Below are 22,085 nucleotides of genomic sequence, written 5' to 3'. Positions count from 1 at the left end.
AAGAACTTTTTGGATTCTTACTATCGGTGTTGCATTTGATTGGACAATTCGTCAAAAGAAAAAACGCCTAGTTTATAAACTGGGTGTTTTAATCATTTTAATCTATATCAATCGAAACAGGGTAATCAATATTTAAGTCAGGATCTTCTTCGTTCACTAATTTTAGCGTCATTTCTAAATCATCATCTAATTCAGGTGCCTCTTCATCTTCTTCTAAGCTTTGAATTTTAAGATGATTTCGCCTTTAGCGTTTGTTTCAATTTCTTCTGAAAGAAAAACCATTTTTTTATCGATTAAATCATCATCGATAGTAACATCTTCTGCCATGATATTCATGGTTCTATCTGTCTTATTTTCTACTTCAAAGACGAACTCATAATAATACCCTAATTCTTCATCATCTTTTTCATTTACTTCGACATATTTAATGAAGAAGTCTTTGTCATCCGTAATAATATATTCTTCATCTCCACCTGTTAATTCTTTTAACTTGGCTTTCTTGTCTTTCAGCTCCTCTTTGAGAGCTTTAATTTCGATTTTCAATTCTTCAATCTTTTCTTCATCTTGAGCGGAGACAGTCACTCCCCCCAATATCATCATACTTGCCAATAGCACTATATTTTTTTCATCAATGACTCCTCCTTTTGATTTTAACAGGTTTATTTCTTGTCTATATATTAACCATAACATTGAAGAAGAAGGCATTCAATTAGATAGCTTATTGCCTTAGAGAATAATAAATAGAAAACCAAAAGGACTTAAAAACTTTTTGAATTTTTATAACAATATAGTTTTAGAATAATTAAAGATAATTAAAATTTCTAATTGGAACAATTGTAAATAAAGTTAATTTCTTTATCTTTTTCCCTAGAATTTATCTATTAGATGGAGTATGCTTAAAAAGATGTAAAAAAAGCTGGAAAAAAATTGTGAATAAAATAAGGTGATCAAATGTATAAGAAAATAGCAGCCAGCCTAGCAGTGTGTTCAATTTTACTGTTAATCATTTATATGACATTTAATGCTAACAATCAGAATGAATCGACCTTTTCAAAAATCGAATTGAGTGCTCGAAAGAACAAATCGCCTGAAGCTTATCGCAAAGAACTATTGGAATTATATGAAACGCAACCCTTAACCGGAGAGGGTGTGGTTGAAGAAAGAGAATTAAGAGATATTAGTCTCAATGAGTATAATACAAAAATAGAGACCATTTTAGCTGAAATAACTGATCAACCACTCAAAGAATCCATCCATTCTTTAGCCGAGAGAGATCGGCCGCTAGTCGAATTAAATCAAGAGGTTCGTAATTTTAAAAAGAATATGGAAAATCCTAACAAATATTCTCCAGGTTTTTTAATTAAAGTGAAAGAAATTGATCGTAAATTAGAAGCAAACAACTTAACAAGAACATACAAAGACTTGAGTCACTGTTATCAAAGTTGGGGAAAGGCAATTTATGAACATTCTATTCCAGTCCCTCGTAAAGTCTATGCTGACCCAGACCTAGGGAAGTTTATAAACATATCAGCCCAGCCAGATGAAAATACTAATACTCAAATGCACTCTGCTAAATTTGCAGTCTTAACGTTTGATGACGGGCCCAACCCAGTCACTACGCCACAAATCCTAGATATTCTTAAAGCACATGATGTGAAAGCAACCTTTTTTGTATTGGGTCAAAATGCAGAAAAGTATCCCGAAATCATTCAACGCATGCATGATGAAGGGCACTTGGTGGGCAACCATTCCTACAGTCATCGAAATTATACAATAATTAGTGATACTGATGTTCTATATGAACTGAATCACACTAACGAAATTATTGAAAGGGTGACTAATGCCCCTGTCAACTACTATCGAATGCCATATGGAGCAGGTGGCAAACGTGAAATGAATTTAACGGAAATGACTCCTGTTCTATGGAACGTTGATTCGGAAGATTGGAAGAGTCGAAATGAACAAGCCATTATCAACCGTGTAGTAGCAACCCTATTACCTAGTCCAGTAATTTTAATGCACGACATCTATCAAGAATCGGCTAACTCATTAGGAGCAGTCATTGAAAGCGTCCAAGCCAATGGGTATCAGTTTGTGCGACTGGATGAAATGATGTAATCATTCAAACCTCATTATCATAAATATAAATGCCTAGCTAGAATTCAAGTCTAGTTGGGCATTATTTTTTCTTTTGTTTAATAGTTTTTTATAATTTTAGATTATAACTAATGAGCCATAATCTATTTATAAAAATAATATGCTATATAAACTGATTAAGTAATAACCAAGTGTTATAATTAAATTATGAAGCGTTTACACAAAAATTTAGGAGGTATTTTATGAAGAAGTTTTTCGCAAGCATTGTTGCCATGTTATCGGCAGGAATGTTACTGGCTCAACCAGTAGCTGCCTGTACAGGCGTATATGTTGGTAAGGGCCTTACAGAAGATGGGTCAGTTATTTTTGGCCGAACAGAAGACTTAGAACAAAGCCATAATAAGACTTTTGTAGTAATTGAAGCAACGGAAAATGAAGAAGGCGCAAAGTTAGTGGATGAATATACTAAGTTCGAATTTGAACTACCAGCTCAATCTTATAAGTATTTTGCTGTGCCAGATACCACCCCTGAGTGGGGCTTGTATTATGAAGCAGGTTATAATGAGTATGGTGTAGCGATGGATGCGACCACTACTACTTATACTAATGATGAAGTTTTAGCGGTTGACCCTTTAGTTGAAAATGGTCTTTCAGAAGGAATCATGACGACCGTCGTTTTAGGTCACGTTAAAACAGCGCGTGAGGGCGTGGAGTTGTTAGCATCGATTATCGATGAGAAAGGCTCTTCCGAAGGCAACGGATTGATTATTGCTGATAAAAATGAAACTTGGTATATGGAAATTTTATCCGGTCATCAATATGCTGCGATGAAGTTGCCAGATGATATGTTTGCCGTATTCCCCAACTCGTTCTTCTTAGAAACAATCGATGTGAACGATACTGAAAATGTGATTGCCTCTGCCGATTTAATTAACATTGCAGAAGAAGCGGGTACTTATGTCGAGGAAGAGGGGATGATTCGAGTTGCTGATTCTTATGCAGCTGAAATAGATCCTGGGTCTGTGTCTAGGTATTGGTCTGGAGTAAAAACCTTAGATCCAGATGCAGAAGTTTCTTTAGATGACACAGAGTTTCCATTCTTACATTCTACGGATAAAACAATCACATTAGATCAAGTCATGAGCTTACAACGAAATCGTTTAGAAGATACAGATTATATTCCAGCGGATAACATCGCATCTGCTACCGGTGGACAAGTTGTTAAAGAAACTGAAACAACAGAAGGTGAAGAAACCAAAGCAACAGAAACCGAAGAAACCGAAGTAGAAGAAATCGAAGAGGCTGAAGCAACAGAGGGCGAAGAAGCTGAAACGACTGAAAAGCAAGAACCAGAAAAGCCTGAGAATGCTTTATATCCCATTGGTAACAAAAATACAATGGAAGCTCATATCTTCCAAATTTATGAAGATATGCCTGAAAAAGTACCAGGTGTGATGTGGTTAGCGATGGGATCGCCTACCGTTTCACCTTACTTACCATACTTTGGAAATATCAATGACACACTATCTGCTTACCAAGTGGAAGCCAATGAATATGATCCAGAATCATTCTATTGGGCAGTAGATAATCTACTAACCATTATGTTAGAAGATGAAGAGAACTTAAAACCAGAAATGAGAGAAAAGATCTTAGCCATTGAAAAAGCTGGTAAAGATAAATACGAAGAATTACGTCAAGAACTTGTCACGATGTATGCGGAAGATCCCCAAGCTGCTGCTGAGTGGATTACTGAACAAACCATGCAATTAGCTCAAGATGCTTTTGACCAAATCAAAGATTTAGAAGCAGAGTATTCAAAATAATTAGTTGGAACTGAATTTCAATATTCTTAGGTAGAAATGTCCCCAAAAGTTGGTTTTAATCTAACTTTCGGGGACTTTGTTGTAAAAAAAGTTGATAATCAGAAGGTTTAAAGTTAGGAAGGAAAATATGGATCTCTATAAGCCAGTAGAAGATAAGTTGAAGGAATTAAAAATTCCATTTCAGATAGTTGATCATGAGCCTGCTTTGACAACCGCGCAAGCCGACGCTTTTATTGAAGGGATCGACGGTGTTCGGACTAAAACAATGTTTCTAACAAATAAGAAAAAGACTGAATTTTATCTCTTAATAATGGATGATCAAAAACAATTGGATATGAATCAACTAAAGGAGCTGATCCAAGCAAACAAAATTCGGATGGCTTCAGCTGAATCTTTAAAAGAAAAAATGCAATTACCTCCCGGTGTTGTTTCACCTTTTGGTTTGCTGTTTAATGAGGATAAGGATATCAAAGTTTATTTTGATAATGAAATTATGTCCCAAGATCGTATGAGTTTTCATCCTAATACCAATGAGAAAACAATTTTTATCAAAACGCAGGACTTGCTTAGATTTATTGAGGCGATTGGGTTTGGGTATGAAGTTTTGGACTTGAAATAGATATTAAATTAAATAGAATAGCTGAGCTAACTGATCTGATTACATTTATTGGATTTTTTATTTATATTTTAAATCAGGTAGTGTCAAATAAAATGTAGGTACACAATTTATTTGACACTACCATTAAATTTGTTATGAGTTTTATTTTTACTAGTGTTGCATTTAATTTTACAATGCATCATATCAACATATCCTTAAAAATGGTAAAACAGATATAATTAAATTCAAGAAGGTGTTTAAATGGAGAATAGAATAAACAAATCTAAAACAGTAGTAGAGCAAGGTAAATTTGTTAGCAAAGTAGCGCTTTATTTTGGAATTTTTCTTTCCCTTACGATTTTTCCTCTTTTTAAAAAGTCAAGAAGTTTCATTGATAATCAATTTATTAATATCATTAATATTATTTTCCTCTTATTACATTATTTATTTGACAATTCAAACCTTCATACGAATCTTAGATCAAATTATTCTTAATAATGAGCAGACACAAAATTTTATACAAGAATATTTTAGAATAAATGAAAAAAGAGATGAAATTCTAAAACGTAAGTTTAATGAGCAAAATAAAGATTTTAATTCGACTTCTAATATTGAAGATTTTGAAGAAAAAAGCAGAATTAGAGAAGATAATATTGAATTACATGACAATCAAATTTATAATTTTAAAGGCAAAATTATACAAATATTAACTGATCACACTTATGAATTTATCGATGAAAAGTCGGATGGTTATGTTCTCGAAAGTTGTAAAAAATTAACACATTTGATTGGTAAAAAAATTATTGTTAGAGGGTATAAGAATGGGGTTAAAACAGAAAAATTAAAAATGACTAAAGGAAGTCTCCATGAATCAATTAGAGCAATTGAAATAGAAATTATATAAAATTTTTTATAATGATTGATCATTAAATTCTTTTTGTTATATAAATTGTAAGTCTTCTTAAATTAAAAATTTAGTAAAGAAGTATCAATAATTTAGGGAGGTCATCAATGAAGTTACCAACGATTAATTTTGAAGAAGTAAATTTCTTTACCATACTCTTAAGGCCCCTTTTAGCTATGTTGATTAATGGTATGATTGGTTTTGGACGTGGATTGAAAATCATCCAGCCGGTATGCGTACTTATATTTTAGTCTGTGTAACTTCAGCCATGGTAATGATGACCAATCAGTTTGCAGCCGAATTTTTTTGAAGGAGTTGATGCTACACGGATGGGGTCGCAAGTTGTGAGTGGGATTGGCTTTTTAGGTGCCGGTATGATTTTAGTTACTAATCGTGACAAAATTAAAGGGTTAACCACGGCTGCGGGCTTGTAGTCTTCGGCTTGTATTGGCTTAGCAATTGGGATCGGCTTCTACGATGTAGCAATTGTTGTAGGCTTTATACTCCTAATCACTTTGACCTTCTTACAAAGACTTGAAAGCTCATTAAGGAAGAAAACACCTTGGGTAACGGTTTTTGTGCAAGCAAATGATGTTCAATCTTTTAATGAGGTCCTTCATTTTATTGAAGTGTCATTAGTTACCGTCACTTTTATCAAACCCTTAGTGAATAATAGTGACCAACTTGATTATTTAGTCCGTCTAGTAATTCCTAAAGAAGTTCATGCTGAAAAGTTCTTTCAAGATATCAATCAGCTTGCAGGCGTGAGTATTTATGAATCGGAAGATGAATATAATGAATAAAAAAGCTAGTCAAATGTTATCACCATTGGCTAGCTTTTTGCTTATATATTTTTATAGAATATTCCTCTTGGATGTAATCAATTAGAGGATGATGATCTTGGTAATGGGTTGATTCAAGTGTTTTAATTGGAGTAATCCCCATCAAACAGTTGGTCATAAAACCAGCTTGGAAAGTTTGTCTTTCTTGCCAGTCTATGGGGCGAATGGTCACAGGGAAATGGTCAAGCACCCATTGACGCATAATACCTGGAAGAAGACCTGCGCTTGTTGGAGCAGTGATAAGCTCTTGGTCTTTAACAAAAAAGAGATTCGTAAAGCTTCCCTCAGTGATCTGGTCTTTTTCATTTAAAAAGATGCATTCAAAAGCCCCTTTTTCTCTTATCTGCTTTAAATTAATTTTGTTCGCTAAGTACATAGTGGACTTATGTTGCAAGAGTGTGTTAGAGGAATGGCGCTGCCACTTGGCTAATTTTAATGGCTTTGCAGGCAAGAATCTCTTACCATAGGGATCCGATCGTTCTTGTAGAACAAGATTACCTGGTGAGAGGATGATTTTTAAAGCCCCATCCACCATTTCTTTCTCGTTAATAGAGTTGACAATAACGTTTTTGGTTATAGAACTTTTGAAACCTAAAGCTTTGGCTGATTGACACAAACGGCTAAGATGTTGGTCTAAGAAGAGCGCTTGTCCATTGATAACTTTAAGGGTGGTAAAAACACCTTGTCCAAAAAGAAAGCCTTCATCTAATTTGATGTAAGCCATGGTTGGCACTCCTTCATTAGTTGATCCAACATAGAATAATCAATAGTCTGAGCGGCATCGGTCCAGGCCTGGTCGGGATTGTGATGGACTTCGACCATAATCCCCGAAATATCAGCGGCTAAAGCGGCTTTACTTAAAGGGAGGATGAGGTCGCGTCTACCACTGGCATGGCTAGGATCAATAACGACAGGTTGTTTCGTTTTGGCTTGGAGGAGAATAGCACCTGCTAAATCAAGGGTGTTGCGTGTTTCATCTTGAAAGCTACGTATGCCGCGTTCGCAGTATACAACCGAAGCTTTTCCTTCGCTCATTAAATACTGACCGGCCATTTCCCATTCTTTAAGAGTTGCTGAAAACCCTCTTTTTAATAGGACAGGTTTACCGGCTTGACCTAACAACTTCAGCAGTTGGTAATTATACATATTTCGAGAACCTACTTGAAACATGTCCACAAGATCGATTAGCTTTTCGACATCATATTCACTTAAAACTTCTGTGACCATCGGGAGGTGAACTGAATCAGCGGCGGCTCTTAAGTACTTTACACCTTCAAAGCCTAAACCTTGAAAAGCATGAGGGCTAGTTCTTGGTTTATAAGCACCCGCTCGAATCATGTCGACTCCCGCCGCCTTCAAGGCTTGAGCTTCTTTAAAAATATGTTCTTCAGATTCAATAGAGCAGGGTCCAGCGATAACAATAGCTGGTTGTTTGCCAAAAGTGACTTGCTTTACAGATACAGAATTCATTGTCATTTATATCTTCTCTTTCTATGTGATAGGTGATGGATTATTAGGATTAAAGAGGTAATTTTTGATAAAATCCAGAGCTTGAAGGTAGCCTGCAGGGCCTTGTCCTTCAATTGTTATTAAGGCTAAATCTTTGATATATGAGACTTGTCGGTAACTTTCTCTTTGACTAATAGGACTTAGATGGACTTCTACAAAAGGAATGGCAACGGCTGCTAAAGCATCGCGAATAGCGATGGATGTATGGGTGTAGGCAGCTGGGTTTATTACTATGCCATCCACCTTTTGATAAGCATTTTGAATTTTATCGACTAAGGCTCCTTCGTGGTTGGATTGAAAGATATCAAGGTCTACAGCATATTCATTTGCCCATTTTTTTAAAGAGTTTGTTAAGTCAGAGTATGAGGTTTGACCGTATATTTCTGGTTGACGGATGCCTAATAAGTTAAGGTTGGGTCCGTTGAGGACTAATAATCGCATGTTTGATCAGCCTTTCTTGCATTTCTTGATAGCTAGTTGGGATAGAAGACTTGACGGGAATAATGAGGTCTGCACTCTCTTGGTAGAGTGTTTTTCGTTCATTCCATAAACGCTTAACTTGGTCTAGCGAAGCTGAAAGTGGTCGGCCCTTTCGAGACAGTTCTTCTAAGGGGCGCTCCAATAGAATCAATCGACCATTCTGAGTTAGAGCTTGTCGGTTCCTTGCCCTTAAAATGGCACCTCCGCCCGTGGCAATTACTTGCCCATTTTCCTTAGCCACTTGATGAATGATTTTTTCTTCTAGGTCGCGAAAAGGTTTTTCGCCCACCTTGGAAATATATTCAGAGATCGGTTGATGGATGACAGCTTCGATCAATTGATCGGTGTCTAAAAAGGGGCGGCCTAGTTGATCAGCCAGTTTTTTTCCGAGAGTGGTCTTGCCAACACCTGGCATTCCGATAAAAACTAAGTTTTCGATTCCCTGCCAATAGGATTGGCAAATTTGATGGATGAAGTCTGTCGGATAAGACTTACCGGTAAAAAGTTGACTGGCAAAAAAAGCTTGAGCAATTAACATGTCGAGTCCACCTATAGCTTGAATGCCTTGGCTTTTGGCTTGGAGGACTAAAGAAGAGCGTAAGGGATTATAGATGAGATCAACGACCGCTTCTAGTTGAGGGAATGCGGTCAAGTTTAATCTTAAATCCTGGTTATTAGGGTACATACCAACCGGTGTCGCATTGAAAATAACTTGAGCCGCCTGATTGTTAGCCTTTAATGGTGGGAAAGCTTGGCGAATGCTTAAATGGCTAACTCGGTGACAGTTATGGTTTTTAGCATAAACAGCGATCATTTTGGCAGAGCCACCGGATCCAAGAATAAGCACATTTTTGCCTGTTAAGGTCAGATGATTATTTTTTAATAAAAAGTCTAAGCCAGCGTAGTCAGTATTATAGCCTTTGAGTTTTCCCTCTTCATTCACAATTGTATTGACCGATCCGATGGCTTTAGCCAAGGGGTCTAGGTTGTCTAAATAAGGTAAGGCCGCTTCTTTATAAGGAATAGTCACATTGAGTCCGAGGTAGTTTTTCTCTAAAAGAAAGTCTTTCAACTGATTGGGTTCTAATTCAATTAAGTGATAGGGATAGTTCCCAATTCGTTGGTGAATAGATTGGGAATAACTATGACCTAATTTACGTCCGATTAAGCCACAAAGAGTGGGTTTTTTATTTTTTTGAGATGTCTGTAACATAAGAACCTACTTTCTAAAGGCGGCAATTAATTTTTTGTTGAAATAGTTGGCCATTGACCGTCCATCATCATTAGGTCTAAAAGGCAAATAGCGGTCATTGCTTCAATAACGGGAACAACCCGAGGGACGATACAAGGATCATGCCGGCCCTCAATCGTCAATTCTTGATTAACTTGTTTATCAAGGTTGACACTTGCTTGGGATTGACCGATAGAAGAAGTAGGCTTAATTGCTACTCGCATAATCAAGGGCATGCCAGTGGTCAAACCACCGATAATACCGCCGTGATGGTTGGTCAGCGTTTTAACCATCAGGTTATTATCCAAATAATAAGGATCGTTGTGCTGGCTGCCGCGTAAGTTTGCTCCAGCAAAGCCCGTTCCGAATTCTACGCCGCGAGTGGCGGGAATGCCAAACATGGCATGGGCTAATTTAGCTTCACACGAATCATAGAGGGGTTGACCGATACCAACTGGCAAGCCGTCAACGATTACTTCGATTTGCCCTCCTACAGAGTCTTTATCTTCTTTAGCGGCTAGGATAGCTTCCTTCATGGCTTGGCCTTGCAGGTCATCAATTACGGCAAATTCTTTATTAACTAATTCACTTAAGGCTTTAAAATCAGGTTGCGCAAAATCAACTAACCGGTCTTTTATACCAGCGATTGAATGAATGTGGCTATAAATTTGGATGTCGCTTGTTTCTAATAAATAGCGGGCAATACTACCAGCCATTACAATTGGAGCAGTCATGCGCCCTGAAAAGTGTCCGCCCCCACGAATGTCATGGTGTCCCTCATATTTAATGAAAGCAGGATAATCAGCATGTGAGGGGCGAGGGAGATAGTGATGTTGGGCATAATCCTTGGACTGCATATCTTGATTCCTAATTTCTAAGCAAAGGGGCGCCCCACAGGTTTTACCGTCTACAATACCTGCTTTGACTTCAAATAAATCAGTCTCGTTACGGCTAGTTGACCAAACCTTTTTACCAGGACGACGACGTTCGAGAGCTGTTTGAATGGCTGCATAAGGGAAATCTAAACCGGCAGGAAGGCCATCAATGACTACCCCAATCGCTTTAGCATGGGATTGTCCGTAAACAGTGAGACGAAAATTTTGACCGAGACTAAAGGACATGATAGATACCTCCTAATTTTTGAAAATCATCGAAGAAGTGGGGATAAGATTTAGAAACACAGTCCGCCCCTTTAATAATCACAGGTTCTTGGGCAAAACTACCCGCAATGGCAGCTGTCATTGCAATACGGTGGTCTTGAAAAGTATCCACAATTCCGCCATGAAAGCCTTGCCCTCCTTGCAAGATGAACCCATCAGCTTCAGCTTGTATGTAGACACCTAAAGCTTGCATAAGAGCTACGGTAGATTCTATTCGGTCACTTTCTTTTAAGCGGAGGCGTTGGCCGTTAACGATGCGAGTAATCCCAGTTTTTCTAGCGGCTGCTAGGGTAAGGATAGGAATGGCATCGGGCAATTGACGGGCATCGATTTCCACTATTTGATTACTTGCAGTTGAAGTCTTACTGGGATGATAGTCAGTGGATTGTCTTGCCGGCTCGGGGATGGGATAGCCCAATTTATCCAAATAGGACAAAGCCTGACGGTCTGCTTGGAGACTGTCAAAAGTAAGATTTAAGACCTGGACGCCTGCTACTAAGAAGAAAAGGGCGTTGGACCAATCGCCTTCTACTTGGTAGGGCGCTGCTTGTATAGGTCCAGCGAGTAAGTGATAGGCTTGAGTTTGATGAGAAAAATCAATCCTTTTACTAAATTCTTTTAAGCTAGCTAAGGTCATGTCGACATAGGCAGCGGATTCCAAAGGCGAAGTTAATTTTATCTGACTTGCTTTATTTAAATGAGCGAGAGCCAAAGCTAATCCTGAAATAAATTGAGAAGAAACATTACCTGGAAGTTGGTAATTTCCTGCTTCTAACTTGCCTGAAAGCCAGATACTAGGGCCTTCTTCTTGCCAATAAATACCTAATTGGTCAAACAAGTCCCAATAAGGTTGGTTGGTTCGATTGATCAAACTCCCTTGGCGAAGGATTTCGACCTGTTGGTTCTTTTCTAACCGACTAGCTAAGATAGGAATTAGAAAGCGTAAGCTTGTTCCCGACTCGCCCACATTGAAGTGGCGCTTCATAGAATGAGCATCTGGCAGGATATGGTATGCTTTTTGATCTGAATCATGGTGAACCAGGCAACCTAGTCCTTCAATACAAGTCAATGTTGCTTCTAAATCTTTTGAAAGACGGTCTAAATAGATGGTAGAGGGACCATTGGCTAAGCTGGCTGCAAAGAGTGCTCGATGAGCGTCTGATTTAGAAGGAATTGCAGAAATACTGCCTTTTAAAGAGTGAGGCATAATTTGAATATCCATCTACAATCGACTCCCTGCTTCAATCCATTGGCCTAATTCATGAATAGGAATGGCTTGTCGGACACAATTTCCTATTTCAACAGGAATAATTAAGTGAATCGTTTGGTCTTGTTTTTTCTTGTCGTGATTAATGGCGTTCAGTAAATCATGGTTATCACAGTAATAAGTCTGGAATAGTCCTTGTTTTTGGTATAAATCTTCAAGAAGAGGAACAAATGATTGGCGGGCCCAACCCAATTTAAAACTAGCACGAGCCATCCATAATAGGCCGATTGCGACTGCTTCACCATGGTTCACTTGGTGGTTGCTAATACTTTCAATGGCATGGGCGAAAGTATGACCTAAATTAAGGAATTGTCTTTTACCTTGATCGTGAAAATCATTAGCAACATAGGCGTGTTTTATTTCTAAAGACCGTTTAATTAGATTCAAGTAGTTGAGTTGACTTTTATCTTGTCTGATGTCCTCCAATAAAGCGGGGTCAGTAAGGATCGCATATTTTATAATTTCTGCTAACCCATTGTTAATTTGTCTGATATCTAAGGTGTCTAAATAGGCAATATCGATATGAACCCAAGCGGGATGATAGAAAGTACCCACTTGATTTTTATAGGCACCAAAATTAATGCCATTTTTACCCCCAATGGCAGAGTCAACCATAGCTAAAAGAGTCGTCGGAACTTGTATAAAGTTGATTCCTCTTAAATATGTGGCGGCTAAAAAGCCCCCTAAGTCACCAATGACGCCACCAAAGGCGATTAGGCAATCAGACCGAGTAAGTTTTTCTTCTACCATACGATTCATCACTTCTTGATAACAAGCTAATGACTTTGACGCTTCACCGGCAGGAACAATATGGTAAGAAAAGGATGCTAACTGACCAAGTTGATCAATTTGTTCTTGGTAAAGGGTCGCCACATTTTGATCCGTTAGTAGAAACTTTTTTCCGCTCATTTGGCTTAAGCGTTTTTTTAATTGACTAAAATGATGGTGTTCTAGATAGATTGGATAAGGAAAAACATTCAATTGGATGTCCAAAATGTACCCTCCTAAACAAAAATAGGAGCTCTGAGAAATTCAGAGCTCCGCTAAAGATGGATAATAAAACAGCGGAAGATAAAAGGCATCGCATGATTGTTCATTTCGTTTTACAGCAACTTCCCATCTGTAAATACTTTACGCACCTTTTATACTCTGTTCAAAGTTCTCCTTCATTATAGGTGAATGATAGCACTTGTCAATCATTGACAAGGATTAAATGCTATTCTTTTTAAATTACTTTTCAGGTATTTTTACTAACTACAAATTGTGATAAAATAGGACAATAACCAGTTGCATAGATATCGTTGAAAAAAATGTTAGGAGAAACCATTATGAAGTTTGTTATCATTGATAATTATGATTCCTATACTTATAATCTGTTTCAATTAATAGCCAAAGTGACGCAAGAAGTTCCGTTGGTTATTAAGAATGATCAAATGTCATATGAAGAATTCAAATTGTTAGATTTTGATGCGGTGGTTATTTCACCAGGTCCTGGAAGTCCTGAAAATCCTGAAGATTTTGGTCTTTGCCGTGAAGTAATCGAAAAAGAAGAACGTCCCATATTGGGCATCTGTTTGGGTCAGCAAGGAATTTACTATCTGAATGGAGGAGAAATTATATTGGCTCCTCAGCCTGTTCATGGGCGGCTGAGTGAAATCAGACATAATAATCAAGGGCTTTTTAAAGGACTACCGCAAGATTTTAAAGTGACCCGTTACCATTCTTTAGTCTGTAAAGAAGAGAAATTGGAGAACATTCAAGTGGATGCGAGAACGCACGATGGCTTAATTATGGGGATTTCTCATCGTAGCAAACCTCAATACGCCGTTCAGTTTCATCCAGAGTCAATTGCTTCACAAGAAGGTGAGCGTCTAATTGAGAATTTTGTAGACTTGATCCACACCTTCCAAATACAGACAAATCCTTTGCGTGTTACAAAAGTTCCTTATCAAGGCAATGCACAAGCGTTGTTTAATCAGCTTTATCAAATTAATAAACAAACGCAATGGTTAGACTCTAGTCAAGTGACAAAAGCTTTGTCTCGTTTTTCTATAATTGGACAAGCGGGTCCTCGCCATGGCCATCGTCTGACCTATGATATTACGGATAATTTGGTTATCAAGACAGATATAAAGGGAAGAGAAGAAAGAATTCATCAAGATATATTCACTTATTTAGAAAAACATCAACCTCAATGGCCAATCCATCAAGATTTACCATGTGATTTCCAATTAGGTTATATTGGTTATTTTGGTTATGAGCTCAAAAGTTTAATGGAAGGGCCTAATCAGCATCAGTCATCGTATCCTGATGTCATATTAGATTATATTGATCGAGCGGCTGTTATCGATCATCACGAAAACCAACTTTATTTACTATCCTATAAAGATGACAAAGACTGGATCAAAGATTTAGATTTTTCACAGGCTTATATTTCAGTAGGTGAAAAAGAAGAGCTTATCATGGAGGCCTTCGATCAACCAACTATTGCTTGGGCTATGGCTCGCAGTGACTATTTGAAAGCTATCCACCAATGTCAAGACTACATTCGAAAAGGAGAGTCCTATGAAATATGTTTGACCAACCGCTTGGATATCAAAGACCAGCTAGATGCCTATATATATTACCAAACCTTACGCCAAGCCAGTCCAGCCCCTTACGCAGCCTTTTTAACTTTTGATCATTTTGCTGTTGCGTGTTCTTCTATGGAAAAATTCTTAACCTTGAATCGTGATGGTAGAGTTCAAACCAAGCCCATCAAAGGAACGGCTAAAAGGGGTCAAAACCCAGCAGAAGATCAAGCGATTATTCATGCTTTAGCAACCGAGGAAAAGACCATGGCTGAAAACTTGATGATCGTAGACCTATTGCGAAATGATTTAGGTAAGGTCTGTCAGATTGGAACAGTAACGGTTCCCAAGTTGATGGCTGTTGAGAGTTATTCAACCCTTCATCAATTAGTGACTACCGTTCAAGGCTTTCTTGCAAAAAATGTTTCAGCTATTGATCTGTTTAAAGCTTGCTTCCCTGGTGGTTCAATGACTGGAGCGCCGAAGTATCGTACCCTCGAATTAATTGATCAATTAGAAGGACGTCCACGAGGTATCTACTCAGGGGCTATTGGCTATATTGCTAATAATGGTTGTATGGATTTAAATATTGTTATACGCACGGCGGTTATTGAAGAAGAAAAGACTAGTCTCGGTCTAGGGGGAGCAATTATTGCCCTTTCAGATCCAGAAGAAGAGTACCAAGAAACTTTAGTCAAAGCCCAAGGAGCTCTTAATGCCTTAAAAGCCTATTACCATCTACCTTCAACTTACGAATTTAAAATTGAAGGGGCCTAAAAGGATTCATTAAAGATAAATGAGTTTGTTAAACGAAGAAAACCAGCAAGCATACCATTATTATGCTTGCTGGTTTTTTTATTATTTAACTTTCCCAAGTGTTCGCAAACTATTAAGAACTGCAAGGATGGTCACACCAACATCGGCGACAATAGCCATCCACATGGATGAGAAGCCTAAAGCGGCGAGGCTTAGGAAGAGTACCTTAATTCCAAGTGCAAAGGCTATATTTTCTTGAGCAATGCGTAAAGTTTTTTGAGCAATTTTAATAGCTTGAGGGAGTTTAGCTAAAGAATCATTCATAATGACAATGTCTGCTGATTCAATAGCTGCGTCAGATCCCATTCCTCCCATGGCAATTCCAATATCTGCACGGGCAAGAGCCGGGGCATCATTGATGCCATCACCGATAAAGGCTACATTAGAGGATTTTTTATTAGACGTTGATTGCTTAACGTTAGCTAAAATATTCTCCAGTTCGATCATCTTTTCTTGTGGAAGCAAGTCACCTTTTGCTTGATCAATCCCAACAAGTTGAGCGATTTCGTCGACGGTTGCTTGATTGTCACCAGAAAGTAAGATGGCAGAGGAAATACCCAATTGATGTAATTCTGTCAGCGCGGACTGAGAATCTGGTTTGATCTGGTCTTTAATGAGGACATAGCCTTGATATGCTTGATTAATACTGAGATAAACGACAGTGGCAGCAGTCTTTAATTCTGGCACTTCGATCTTGAATTGATCCATCAAGTCCTTGTTTCCAGCAAGTAAACTTTTACCGTCCACAATTCCTTTAAGACCTTTACCGGTGATTGTTTCTACTTCTTGCACACGATGAGGATCTAAGGGCTGATTATAGGCTTCTTGAATGGAGAGTGCAATAGGATGGTGGGATTGGCTCTCCAAGTGAGCCAGTGCTTCTAAAAACTCATTTTTGCTTAAATATAAGGCCTCTACTTTGTCAATCGCAAAGTTACCTTGAGTGATTGTTCCGGTTTTATCTAAAACTAAGGTCTTAATCTTTGTTAGGGTTTCGAGGAAATTTCCGCCTTTAACCATGATACCTTCACGTGCTGCTGCACCAATTCCACCATAAAAACTCATAGGAACAGAGACAACTAAGGCACAAGGACAAGAGATAACTAAAAATTGTAACGCACGGTAAAAGCTTGTTGACCAAGAAATGTCACTAAAAAAGATAGGAGGCAAAGTAGCCAAAAGAACTGCTAAGGCAACTACAACCGGTGTATAAACGCGTGCGAACCGAGTAATAAATTTCTCAGTAGCTGCCTTTTTGGAAGAAGCATTTTCAACTAAGTCGATAATTTGGCTGACCGTTGAATTTTGGAAGGTCTTAGTGACTTTAACTTTCAGCTGAGAACTTAAGTTGATCGAACCTGAGTAGAGGGTGTCGCCTTCTTTTAAACTCTGAGGAAGAGATTCTCCAGTAATAGCTGAGTGGTCTACTTGAGATTGACCTTGGATAATTTGTCCATCTAGAGGGACCTTGTCTCCGACAGCTACGATAAACTCTTGACCTTCAACTAACTCGCGGGGGTCAATTTTGGTTAATGTACCATCAGTTTGTTGAATACGGGCAAAGTCAGGACGAATTGCCATCAAGGATTGAATTGATTGGCGAGATTGGTTAACGGCACGGTCTTGAAACCATTCTCCGATAGAATAGAACAGCATAACGGCAACTGCTTCAGGGTACTCACCAATCACAAAGGCACCTAAGGTAGCAATCGTCATTAAGAAATTTTCTTCTAACCAGTCCTTATTTTTAATTTTATTCCAAGTAGTTTTAAGTACATTCTGACCTATGAACAGATAGGTCAGACCAAAATAACCCACTAGAAGCCATTCAGAAGAAATATAATTTGTTAAAAAGAATCCTAAGATAAATAAAGGAATGGTAATTAAAATACGCCAGCCTTCGCTATCAAGTAAGCCTTGACTGTCCTTATTTTTATCAAGGTTTAGATTTGATTTTTCTTCTAGCTCAAAGAGCGGAACCAATTTTATCCCTTGTTCGACTTCTTGTACATTTTGTTCCAAGCTTTGAATGAGATTAGACTCCATCACTTGGTCCGTGTCGATTGTTAATTGTCCTTGTGCGAAATTAACGGTCGCTTCAACTTGATCCGAATTGTTTAAGCGAGTTTCAATTTTTTGAGCACAGTTAGCACAAGACAAACCCTGCATTTTAAATTTATAAGTCATTATTATCATTTCCTCCTTCTGCTGCATGTTCCAATGCATTGTGATATAAAATACGCACATGGTCATCAGCAATTGAATAATAAACAATACGTCCTTCTTTGCGCTTTTTAACTAAATTTAATTTAAATAGATAAGCGAGTTGATGAGAAGTGGCAGATTTGGACATGCCTATTAGATGGCCTAAATCGCAAACACACAATTCTGTCTTAAGCAAATACCATAAAATTTTTGCTCGAGAGGGTTCTGCTAATGCTTTAAAGAGTTTGATTAGAATTTTAAAATGTTCTGGATTGAGAGGCACTTCTTGAGCTTTCTTAATCGCTTCAGGATGAATTGCATTCTCTTGACAGCTATCCATGGCATGACCTACTTTCTGTTTATAAATAGTAAAAATTATCATTTATAGTTGAACAGCCGTTCAACCTTTACAACTTAAATATACCACGCACTATTATTTTTGTCAAATGAATACTAATGGTTGATAAACGGCTTGCTAAACTATAATAAACTGACCTCTAAATGAATAGAAATCAGGTAGAAAGAGTAAACGATTAAAAAATAATAAGTAAAATAGTATATAGATTGAGGGCCTTTGAGTAGACGTTAGTGAGTTTAATTGACTGTTTTAAATGGAAATTTAATAAAGTAGAGGTTAGTTTATGAATCTTATTTATCATTTCATTGAAATAAGATTCTTTGACTAAGAGCCGGTTGACTGATAATGATACAAGCCAAATCGCCAAACACCATAAACAGGTATAGCAAAAACTAGACTCAAAAAAGGAAATAGAGCTAATCGCCAATCATTACTCTTACCTACTAAATATAAAAAGGGATAATACTGGACCAAAGCCAGAGGGAGAATAAAGGTTAGAAACTTTAATATCTTCTTTCCATAAATAGAGAAGGGATATTGACCAAATTCACGTCCGCCATCTGTAAAAATATTCATAATCTCTAATCCTTGAATGGTAAAAAAAGAAAGGCTTGCTGAAAGAAAATATAATAAGGAAAATAACAAGCTGGCTGTTAAGATCATTATGAATAAAGTAGCAATCTTATTCCACGACCATACCATCTTGCCTCTTTCAATGACGAAAACTAGTAGTAAGGCTGCTTGGATTAAGCGTCCTATACGTGAAAACTCAAATTTTGATCCAATAACTTGGAGTAAGGGGCTTTGGGGGCGAGTGAGGACACGATCAAATTCACCATTAGCAATCATCTGAGGAAAAGAATCGAATCCCCTGGCTAGCATTTCAGCTAAGGCGGCCGCAAAAGTGAAAATTCCAGCACATAAAAGCACTTCATCTTTTGAAAACCCTTGTACGCTGTGAAATCTTTCTAACATAAAATAAATGCCTAGTACAGAGACAAAGGTTGCTAAGAATTGCCCCATAATTAATAACAACATAGAAACAGGGTATTGCCATTGAGCCTGCCAATTGAGTTTAAAATAAAGACCTAAAATTTTAAACACTGCATTTAACCTCCTTGAATAACGAATTTAGATAGAGCATGTTGCATCAGCCACCAACCGGCCACCAACAGAAGAATCAGCCAAAAAGCTTGAGGAATGATAATATTCCAAGAGCTAATGTCTAGAGAATAGACTCTAAGAGGAATGTTTTGCATATAGGCGAAGGGTGTCCAATGGATAAAGGTTTGTAAAGGCTGGGGTAAAAAGGGTAATGGAATGATTGCTCCGGTTAGAAATTCCCCGATCGTAGCAACAATCACTCGAATTCCCACGTCCGTTAAGAAATAAAAGACACTAATATAGACTAACATTAAGAAGGCAATGATTAATAAAGTAGACAGAATCATCGTCACTATAAAAAGTAGGAGGTGGTTTGGCGGCAAAAGCTTATAAGGTTCTGGCAGAAAGCTTGCTACAATTATCATTGGCAAACACCGTAATAAAGTGCGAGCAATTCGCATGGCAAGGTTAGATATAAACCAATGGGGATAGAGACCGAGAGGACGCGTCAATTGATAGGCAACATTGCCTGAAATGATTTCTTCGAAGATAGTACGGTCATAAATCCATAAAGCAAACAAATTAAGACCGGCTTGTTGGATCCATATATAAGCGCAGACTTGTTCAAAAGTCATAGGTTGACTTTGTGCGTTGGTTTGATAAAAAGATTCGAACATTTTGATGAGAAGTAGGCCCCAAGCAAATTGGGTAAGAATACCTGCTAAAGCAGCCGTTCGATATTGAATGGCTGATTGAAATTGAATGCGAAATATTGCGCTATAAGTTTTCATAATTGATACTCCCGATAAAGCTGGATTACTAGGTGATCAAGGTTAGTAGCATGAGGGCTTATAGATTGTAAATCAAGATTTTGATTTAATAAAGCAATAAATTCATTTTTGGATAGAAGATCCGAATCAAAAGATAATAAAGCTTCTGATTCAGTCGCTTGATAAATTTGAATACCCGGGTGATGAGGTAGTCTTCCTTTATTAAATTCAATGTTCCAAATCTGTTTTTGTTGATTTTTGTTCTTTAATTCCTCCAGGGAACCGTCGAGCAGTATTTTTCCTTGACCAATCAATATAATCCGTGAAGAGAGTGCTTCAATATCTTGCATGTCATGCGTGGTTAAAATAACTGTTGTCTGTTCTTCTTGATTAAGATCGATAATGAATTTTCGAACAGCTAATTTAGAAACTGCATCTAAACCAATAGTAGGTTCATCTAGAAATAGAATGGCTGGCTGATGAATTAAAGCAGCGGCAATTTCACACCGCATTCTTTGGCCTAAACTGAGTTGTCTAACGGGAGTATCCAGTAAGTTTTCGATAGCTAAAGCATATGCTAACTTATCAATTTGTTGATGATAACGCTGTGGATCCACACGGTAAAGGTCACGGATCAGGTCAAAAGAATCCTTAACTGGTAAATCCCACCATAGTTGAGAACGTTGTCCAAAAACGACGCCGATATTTCTAACATGGTCGATCCTGTTTTTCCAAGGCGTTAGGCCCATTATTTGGCACTCACCAGTATCTGGATGGAGGATACCTGATAGGATTTTAAGTGTGGTACTTTTACCAGCTCCGTTTGGGCCAATATAGCCTATTATTTCGCCTTTTTTAACATTAAAAGATACTTGGTCTAATGCCTGATAGTATTCAGTCTCTCTCTTTAAATAAGATAAACCAGGCATTGAGGAGTGTTTTTTTCGTTTGGCTATTTTAAATTGTTTTGAAATGTTTTCAACCTGAATCATCTAATCTCTCCTAAGTTTTTTGATTATTTGAATTATATAGCTAGCGAACTAAAGAAGTAAAATTGAGCCTTTGAATTGTATAACAAGAAGCCTTTCAAGTCAACGAAGAGAAGGTTTTCAATCATAATCTGTTAATAAAGATGATATAATAGGTAAAAGTGGAAAGGGGTGGATCAATGACTTCTGTTTCCATCGAAAAATTGTATACTTATCTTCTGCAAGAAATGGGTCCCAGTGGTTGGTGGCCGGGGGATTCTAAATTAGAAATCATTTTAGGTGCTATTCTGGTTCAAAATACCAACTGGTCGAATGTTGATAAAGCCTTAACTCAATTAAAGCTGGCGACTGGGTTTGATCCGCAAAGGATTCTAAGGTTGGAAAGTAGTCAGTTAGAACAGCTGATTTATTCAGCTGGTTTTTATAAAAATAAAGCCCTAGCTATCCAAGCCGTTTTGAATTGGTTCCAAGAACACCAGTGGAATTATAGCCATATAGTAGAAAAATACGGATCTGATTTAAGAATAGAATTACTTAAGCTTCGAGGTATCGGCCAAGAAACGGCTGATGTCTTCTTAGTCTATATTTTTGACCAAGTCGCCTTTATTTCAGATGCATACGCTCGCAAGTTGTTTTCTTATATCGATCAAAAAGACTATAAAAGCTATCAGCAATTACATGCAGTCGTGCAAATGCCTGAATCATTCACTTATCTTCAAGCTCAAGACCTGCATGGACTGATTGATGAATTTGGTAAAAATTATTTAAAGGATCCTGTTAGGATGGAACGGATAGCTGGAGAGGTGAAGAAAAAGTTACTGTATTTTTATGATCGATGCTAAAGCATTTTAGTCGGAGATGAAGGGCTGTTAACTTATAATTTGAAAAAGGAGTGGTTTGATGAAAATTAAAAATTGGTTACTTGTAGGAGCTCCATTGGTCGGTGGAACAATTATTGGTCGTTTAACGGCCGATAATGCCAAAGCAGACTATGAAAAGTACAAACAGCCCCCATTTGCACCTCCCAAAGAGACTTTTGGCATTGTTTGGCCATTATTATATACCATGATGGGGATTGCCCGAATAATCATTGATGAAAGTAAAGAAAAAGACGAAGCCATTATTGCCTATCGAACGCAATTAGGCCTTAATTATCTTTGGTCACTCTTATACTTTAAGTATAAATATCGCGGCACCGCTGTAATTGAAAGCTTTTGTTTATTCACAGCTGTTCTAGTCACAGCCATTAAATTTTATCAAAAGAACACTTGGGCGGTATTACTCTTATTGCCCTATGTAATTTGGTCGGCTTTTGCTTCTTATCTTAATGGAGCTACTTGGTTCTTAAATCGAGATTAAGTG

Annotated in this window: 23 protein-coding genes and 1 riboswitch; of the genes, 10 read left to right on the top strand and 13 right to left on the bottom strand. The window is 37.6% G+C overall.

Annotated elements, in window-relative coordinates:
- Positions 1–213: 213 nt before the first annotated feature.
- Entirely contained in the window at positions 214–690 is a 477-nt protein-coding gene (locus tag ACQV2Q_RS06065; RefSeq protein WP_428882214.1) for a hypothetical protein, read from the bottom strand.
- Between the two features lie 261 nt (positions 691–951).
- On the opposite strand from ACQV2Q_RS06065, the gene ACQV2Q_RS06060 reads away from it, so the two are divergent.
- The 7 genes from ACQV2Q_RS06060 (at position 952) to ACQV2Q_RS06030 (ending at position 6,225) form a co-directional block, all read left to right on the top strand.
- Positions 952–2,118 (top strand): polysaccharide deacetylase family protein, encoded by a 1,167-nt coding sequence (locus ACQV2Q_RS06060; RefSeq protein ID WP_428882213.1) that lies wholly within the window; start codon positions 952–954, stop codon positions 2,116–2,118.
- 221 nt (positions 2,119–2,339) lie between these two features.
- Positions 2,340–3,920 carry a C69 family dipeptidase gene (locus ACQV2Q_RS06055; protein WP_428882212.1) on the top strand — a complete coding sequence of 527 codons (1,581 nt, stop codon included), beginning with the start codon at positions 2,340–2,342 and terminating at the stop codon, positions 3,918–3,920.
- Positions 3,921–4,047: 127 nt separating this feature from the next.
- Positions 4,048–4,539, top strand: a complete 492-nt coding sequence (locus ACQV2Q_RS06050) for a prolyl-tRNA synthetase associated domain-containing protein (RefSeq protein WP_428882211.1) — start codon at positions 4,048–4,050, stop codon at positions 4,537–4,539.
- Positions 4,540–4,966: 427 nt separating this feature from the next.
- Positions 4,967–5,422, top strand: coding sequence for a hypothetical protein (locus ACQV2Q_RS06045; RefSeq protein ID WP_428882210.1), 456 nt, complete (start codon positions 4,967–4,969; stop codon positions 5,420–5,422).
- A 107-nt stretch (positions 5,423–5,529) separates the two neighbouring features.
- On the top strand, positions 5,530–5,673 hold the full coding sequence (locus ACQV2Q_RS06040) for a hypothetical protein (protein WP_428876269.1): 144 nt from the start codon (positions 5,530–5,532) through the stop codon (positions 5,671–5,673).
- Positions 5,674–5,712: 39 nt separating this feature from the next.
- Positions 5,713–5,856 (top strand): MgtC/SapB family protein, encoded by a 144-nt coding sequence (locus ACQV2Q_RS06035; protein ID WP_428876270.1) that lies wholly within the window; start codon positions 5,713–5,715, stop codon positions 5,854–5,856.
- An 81-nt stretch (positions 5,857–5,937) separates the two neighbouring features.
- Positions 5,938–6,225, top strand: coding sequence for a hypothetical protein (locus ACQV2Q_RS06030; protein ID WP_428882209.1), 288 nt, complete (start codon positions 5,938–5,940; stop codon positions 6,223–6,225).
- Between the two features lie 19 nt (positions 6,226–6,244).
- Here the strand turns inward: ACQV2Q_RS06030 and ACQV2Q_RS06025 are convergent, their stop codons facing one another.
- From ACQV2Q_RS06025 to aroB, 7 genes are read right to left on the bottom strand one after another with little or no spacing between them, the layout of a single operon-like run.
- Complete coding sequence (locus ACQV2Q_RS06025) at positions 6,245–6,988, bottom strand: aminotransferase class IV (RefSeq protein ID WP_428882208.1); 744 nt, start codon at positions 6,986–6,988, stop codon at positions 6,245–6,247.
- A complete protein-coding gene (aroF, locus tag ACQV2Q_RS06020) occupies positions 6,970–7,740 on the bottom strand; it encodes a 3-deoxy-7-phosphoheptulonate synthase (RefSeq protein ID WP_428874360.1) in 771 nt (256 codons plus the stop codon). Before aroF ends, ACQV2Q_RS06025 begins: the two co-directional genes overlap by 19 nt.
- A gap of 15 nt (positions 7,741–7,755) precedes the next feature.
- The gene (aroQ, locus tag ACQV2Q_RS06015; protein ID WP_428882207.1) at positions 7,756–8,214 is read right to left on the bottom strand and encodes a type II 3-dehydroquinate dehydratase; all 459 of its coding nucleotides are present in this window, start codon (positions 8,212–8,214) and stop codon (positions 7,756–7,758) included.
- The gene (locus ACQV2Q_RS06010; RefSeq protein ID WP_428882206.1) at positions 8,180–9,466 is read right to left on the bottom strand and encodes a shikimate kinase; all 1,287 of its coding nucleotides are present in this window, start codon (positions 9,464–9,466) and stop codon (positions 8,180–8,182) included. Before ACQV2Q_RS06010 ends, aroQ begins: the two co-directional genes overlap by 35 nt.
- A gap of 26 nt (positions 9,467–9,492) precedes the next feature.
- Positions 9,493–10,605 (bottom strand): chorismate synthase, encoded by a 1,113-nt coding sequence (gene aroC / locus ACQV2Q_RS06005; RefSeq protein ID WP_428882204.1) that lies wholly within the window; start codon positions 10,603–10,605, stop codon positions 9,493–9,495.
- Positions 10,595–11,866 carry a 3-phosphoshikimate 1-carboxyvinyltransferase gene (locus tag ACQV2Q_RS06000; protein WP_428882202.1) on the bottom strand — a complete coding sequence of 424 codons (1,272 nt, stop codon included), beginning with the start codon at positions 11,864–11,866 and terminating at the stop codon, positions 10,595–10,597. Before ACQV2Q_RS06000 ends, aroC begins: the two co-directional genes overlap by 11 nt.
- On the bottom strand, positions 11,867–12,904 hold the full coding sequence (gene aroB / locus ACQV2Q_RS05995; RefSeq protein ID WP_428882200.1) for a 3-dehydroquinate synthase: 1,038 nt from the start codon (positions 12,902–12,904) through the stop codon (positions 11,867–11,869).
- A gap of 67 nt (positions 12,905–12,971) precedes the next feature.
- Positions 12,972–13,065, bottom strand: a riboswitch (THF riboswitch).
- A gap of 174 nt (positions 13,066–13,239) precedes the next feature.
- Between aroB and pabB the strand changes: the two genes are divergently transcribed.
- Complete coding sequence (pabB, locus tag ACQV2Q_RS05990; protein WP_428874354.1) at positions 13,240–15,258, top strand: aminodeoxychorismate synthase component I; 2,019 nt, start codon at positions 13,240–13,242, stop codon at positions 15,256–15,258.
- Between the two features lie 81 nt (positions 15,259–15,339).
- On the opposite strand, the gene ACQV2Q_RS05985 is transcribed toward pabB, so the two are convergent.
- The 5 genes from ACQV2Q_RS05985 to ACQV2Q_RS05965 all read right to left on the bottom strand — a co-directional run bounded on the left by ACQV2Q_RS05985 (position 15,340) and on the right by ACQV2Q_RS05965 (position 20,726).
- A complete protein-coding gene (locus ACQV2Q_RS05985) occupies positions 15,340–17,484 on the bottom strand; it encodes a heavy metal translocating P-type ATPase (RefSeq protein WP_428882199.1) in 2,145 nt (714 codons plus the stop codon).
- Positions 17,474–17,884: an ArsR/SmtB family transcription factor gene (locus tag ACQV2Q_RS05980; protein WP_428874352.1), complete on the bottom strand. Its 411-nt coding sequence runs from the start codon at positions 17,882–17,884 to the stop codon at positions 17,474–17,476. The genes ACQV2Q_RS05985 and ACQV2Q_RS05980 overlap by 11 nt, the downstream gene beginning before the upstream one ends.
- A gap of 300 nt (positions 17,885–18,184) precedes the next feature.
- Positions 18,185–18,964: an ABC transporter permease gene (locus tag ACQV2Q_RS05975; protein WP_428874351.1), complete on the bottom strand. Its 780-nt coding sequence runs from the start codon at positions 18,962–18,964 to the stop codon at positions 18,185–18,187.
- Between the two features lie 5 nt (positions 18,965–18,969).
- Positions 18,970–19,755, bottom strand: coding sequence for an ABC transporter permease (locus tag ACQV2Q_RS05970; RefSeq protein ID WP_428876276.1), 786 nt, complete (start codon positions 19,753–19,755; stop codon positions 18,970–18,972).
- Entirely contained in the window at positions 19,752–20,726 is a 975-nt protein-coding gene (locus tag ACQV2Q_RS05965) for an ABC transporter ATP-binding protein (protein ID WP_428882198.1), read from the bottom strand. The genes ACQV2Q_RS05970 and ACQV2Q_RS05965 overlap by 4 nt, the downstream gene beginning before the upstream one ends.
- Before the next feature lie 176 nt (positions 20,727–20,902).
- Here ACQV2Q_RS05965 and ACQV2Q_RS05960 point away from each other — a divergent pair, with 176 nt between their 5' ends.
- On the top strand, positions 20,903–21,565 hold the full coding sequence (locus ACQV2Q_RS05960) for an endonuclease III domain-containing protein (protein WP_428882197.1): 663 nt from the start codon (positions 20,903–20,905) through the stop codon (positions 21,563–21,565).
- A 58-nt stretch (positions 21,566–21,623) separates the two neighbouring features.
- On the top strand, positions 21,624–22,082 hold the full coding sequence (locus tag ACQV2Q_RS05955; protein ID WP_428876277.1) for a TspO/MBR family protein: 459 nt from the start codon (positions 21,624–21,626) through the stop codon (positions 22,080–22,082).
- Positions 22,083–22,085: the final 3 nt, after the last annotated feature.

The sequence above is a fragment of the Facklamia sp. P12950 genome, assembly GCF_050409465.1.
Taxonomy (GTDB): domain Bacteria; phylum Bacillota; class Bacilli; order Lactobacillales; family Aerococcaceae; genus Facklamia.
This window is presented reverse-complemented; position numbering and strand designations above follow the sequence as displayed.

Bases quoted from the DNA above. Each gene is read 5' to 3' on its own strand.
- ACQV2Q_RS06065 (WP_428882214.1), bottom strand. From the start codon at position 690: ATGTTATGGTTAATATATAGACAAGAAATAAACCTGTTAAAATCAAAA.
- ACQV2Q_RS06060 (WP_428882213.1), top strand. From the start codon at position 952: ATGTATAAGAAAATAGCAGCCAGCCTAGCAGTGTGTTCAATTTTACTG.
- ACQV2Q_RS06055 (WP_428882212.1), top strand. From the start codon at position 2,340: ATGAAGAAGTTTTTCGCAAGCATTGTTGCCATGTTATCGGCAGGAATG.
- ACQV2Q_RS06050 (WP_428882211.1), top strand. From the start codon at position 4,048: ATGGATCTCTATAAGCCAGTAGAAGATAAGTTGAAGGAATTAAAAATT.
- ACQV2Q_RS06040 (WP_428876269.1), top strand. From the start codon at position 5,530: ATGAAGTTACCAACGATTAATTTTGAAGAAGTAAATTTCTTTACCATA.
- ACQV2Q_RS06025 (WP_428882208.1), bottom strand. From the start codon at position 6,988: ATGGCTTACATCAAATTAGATGAAGGCTTTCTTTTTGGACAAGGTGTT.
- aroF (WP_428874360.1), bottom strand. From the start codon at position 7,740: ATGACAATGAATTCTGTATCTGTAAAGCAAGTCACTTTTGGCAAACAA.
- aroQ (WP_428882207.1), bottom strand. From the start codon at position 8,214: ATGCGATTATTAGTCCTCAACGGACCCAACCTTAACTTATTAGGCATC.
- ACQV2Q_RS06010 (WP_428882206.1), bottom strand. From the start codon at position 9,466: ATGTTACAGACATCTCAAAAAAATAAAAAACCCACTCTTTGTGGCTTA.
- aroC (WP_428882204.1), bottom strand. From the start codon at position 10,605: ATGTCCTTTAGTCTCGGTCAAAATTTTCGTCTCACTGTTTACGGACAA.
- ACQV2Q_RS06000 (WP_428882202.1), bottom strand. From the start codon at position 11,866: ATGGATATTCAAATTATGCCTCACTCTTTAAAAGGCAGTATTTCTGCA.
- pabB (WP_428874354.1), top strand. From the start codon at position 13,240: ATGAAGTTTGTTATCATTGATAATTATGATTCCTATACTTATAATCTG.
- ACQV2Q_RS05985 (WP_428882199.1), bottom strand. From the start codon at position 17,484: ATGACTTATAAATTTAAAATGCAGGGTTTGTCTTGTGCTAACTGTGCT.
- ACQV2Q_RS05980 (WP_428874352.1), bottom strand. From the start codon at position 17,884: ATGATAATTTTTACTATTTATAAACAGAAAGTAGGTCATGCCATGGAT.
- ACQV2Q_RS05970 (WP_428876276.1), bottom strand. From the start codon at position 19,755: ATGAAAACTTATAGCGCAATATTTCGCATTCAATTTCAATCAGCCATT.
- ACQV2Q_RS05965 (WP_428882198.1), bottom strand. From the start codon at position 20,726: ATGATTCAGGTTGAAAACATTTCAAAACAATTTAAAATAGCCAAACGA.
- ACQV2Q_RS05960 (WP_428882197.1), top strand. From the start codon at position 20,903: ATGACTTCTGTTTCCATCGAAAAATTGTATACTTATCTTCTGCAAGAA.
- ACQV2Q_RS05955 (WP_428876277.1), top strand. From the start codon at position 21,624: ATGAAAATTAAAAATTGGTTACTTGTAGGAGCTCCATTGGTCGGTGGA.